Here is a 2,234-nt window from a genome sequence, read left to right as displayed (position 1 = left end):
GGCGGGGCTGGTAGGGGCGGGCGGTCTGGGCTCGGAAGTGACCCGTGGCCTGACCCGAATGGAATTCGGACTGGGCATTCGCGCGAGCCTGGCAATCGTCATTCTGGCGGTGATCATCGACCGCGTCTGCAGAGGCACGATCCCTGCCAAATATCTGCACCAATGATCCGCGTGGAGCGGGCTGCTATTTGAACTGACTATCTGAAGGATCACAGACATCATGCAAAGCAAACTCTACATCGATGGCCAATGGGTCGAGCCGGCAACCGGCAAGACGGCGAATGTCATCAATCCTGCCACCGAAGAGGTGATCCAGACCATTGCGCATGCCTCGGAAAAAGACGTGGACCAGGCCGTTCTGGCTGCCCGCCGCGCCTTTGACAAGGATGGCTGGTCGCAGACCACTGGCAAACAGCGTGCCGTCTACCTGCGCCGCATCGCCCAGTTGATTCGTGAACGTCTTGAAGAGCTGTCCGTCATCGAGGTAAAGGACAATGGCAAGCCGCTGCCCGAGGCACGCTGGGACATCGGCGACGCGGCAGGTTGCTTTGACTACTACGCCGGCCTTGCCGAGGAGCTGGACGACAGCGATGTCGCCCTGGAAGTGTCGGACGAGCGTTTTCGCTGCAGAGTGCGCCGCGAACCGCTGGGCGTGGTCGGGGCAATCGTTCCGTGGAACTACCCGCTGTTGATGGCGGCCTGGAAAGTCGCCCCGGCTCTAGCGGCGGGTTGCACCGTGGTGCTCAAGCCTGCGGAAATCACCTCGCTGTCTGCCCTTGAACTCGGCGCCATCGCGCACCAGGCGCAACTGCCGCCAGGGGTGCTGAACATCCTCACCGGTTCCGGCTCCGTGGCGGGGCAGGCTATCGTGGTGCACCCCGAAGTGGACAAGCTGGCCTTCACAGGCTCCGGCCCCGTGGGTTCGCGCATCATGGCCGAGGCGGCGAAGGACATCAAACGCGTCAGCCTGGAACTTGGCGGCAAGAGTCCGCTCATCGTCTTCGACGATGCCGACCTTGAAGCGGCTGTCGAGTGGATCATGTTCGGCATTTTCTGGAACCAGGGGCAGGTCTGCTCCGCGACCTCGCGCGTTCTGGTTCAGGACACCCTGTACCCCAGACTGCTGGAACGGCTGGCTACCGAGGCGCGCAAGATCACCATTGGCAACGGGCTGGATGAAGGCGTGCTGCTCGGGCCTCTGGTGTCCAAGGCCCAGTACGATCAGGTGTGCGCTGCCGTCGAGCAGGCCAAGACTGCCGGAGCGCGAGTGGTCGCGGGAGGTGAGCGCCCTGCAGGCAAAGTCCGGGGCTTCTACTACCAGCCCACGGTACTGGTCGACATGGCGCTCGACTCGCAGGTCTGGAACGAAGAGATCTTCGGCCCTGTGGTCTGTGTTCGTCCGTTTGCAACCGAAGCCGAAGCGGTGACTGTAGCCAACGACAGCCGCTATGGCCTGGCGGCCGCGGTGATGACGCGCGATGAAGCGCGTTCCGCGAGAGTCAGTAATGCGTTGCGGGCAGGTATTGTCTGGATCAACTGCTCGCAGCCCACCTTCACCGAGGCGCCGTGGGGTGGCTACAAGCAATCGGGCATTGGCCGGGAGCTTGGTAAGTGGGGGCTGGACAATTACCTTGAAACCAAGCAAGTCACTTCTTACGTAAGTGATGAGCCATGGGGTTGGTACATCAAGTAACGATTGACGGGCGGTGGCTGTAGCGGTCATCGCCCGCTGTTCCAAGGTTGTCCATCAGGTTTACCGCCGATTGGCCTGTCGGCTCCGCGCATGGACCTGCATACGCTACGCGCGCTCCGTGCCAACAATAACAACGGGAGGGTGTATGCCACCCAGCCGCTCGAGCATTTCGAGCCAATGGTCCGGCGGATCTTCACCCGTCCAGCCTTCGATCCTCGCTTCGTCGGCGATGCGCGCATGGGGAAGGAAATCGAGCGTTCAGGCGATTGAGCGAAATCGCCATCGGCTCAGGGCTGATGGCATTGCTTCGAAGGCTTCAGAAAGTTGGAGGGGCGATCACCCAGATCACCACTGCATCGACTTCGCCAGCATTTTCCCAGCGATAGGGCTCATTCGCGATTCTGAAACTGTCTCCAGGATAGAGCGTGAAGGGGTGGTCACCGATCCACATGTTCAACTGGCCTGCCACAAGGTAGCCTTCCTCTTCAGTGTTCTTGGCCTCATTCACGCGAAATGACGCACCTGGACTGAGAGTGCTCTG

3 protein-coding genes are annotated in these 2,234 nt (G+C 61.2%); 2 read left to right on the top strand and 1 reads right to left on the bottom strand.

All coding sequences use genetic code 11. From position 1 onward, the window contains the following. Positions 1 to 220 precede the first annotated feature (220 nt). Together VJS90_RS03010 and VJS90_RS03005 are read left to right on the top strand one after the other, a co-directional pair. On the top strand, positions 221 to 1,693 hold the full coding sequence (locus VJS90_RS03010; RefSeq protein ID WP_324118963.1) for an aldehyde dehydrogenase family protein: 1,473 nt from the start codon (positions 221 to 223) through the stop codon (positions 1,691 to 1,693). A gap of 90 nt (positions 1,694 to 1,783) precedes the next feature. Continuing rightward, positions 1,784 to 1,963: a hypothetical protein gene (locus tag VJS90_RS03005; RefSeq protein WP_324118961.1), complete on the top strand. Its 180-nt coding sequence runs from the start codon at positions 1,784 to 1,786 to the stop codon at positions 1,961 to 1,963. A gap of 46 nt (positions 1,964 to 2,009) precedes the next feature. Here VJS90_RS03005 and VJS90_RS03000 read toward each other — a convergent pair. Continuing rightward, on the bottom strand, positions 2,010 to 2,234 hold a 225-nt coding region (locus VJS90_RS03000), incomplete at its 5' end, for a cupin domain-containing protein (protein WP_324118958.1).

Origin of the sequence: Pseudomonas sp. (assembly GCF_035277045.1) — a bacterium.
Classification (GTDB): Bacteria; Pseudomonadota; Gammaproteobacteria; order Pseudomonadales; family Pseudomonadaceae; genus Aquipseudomonas.
Note: the sequence above shows the minus strand (reverse complement) of the source record. Positions and strands in the feature narration are given on the sequence as shown.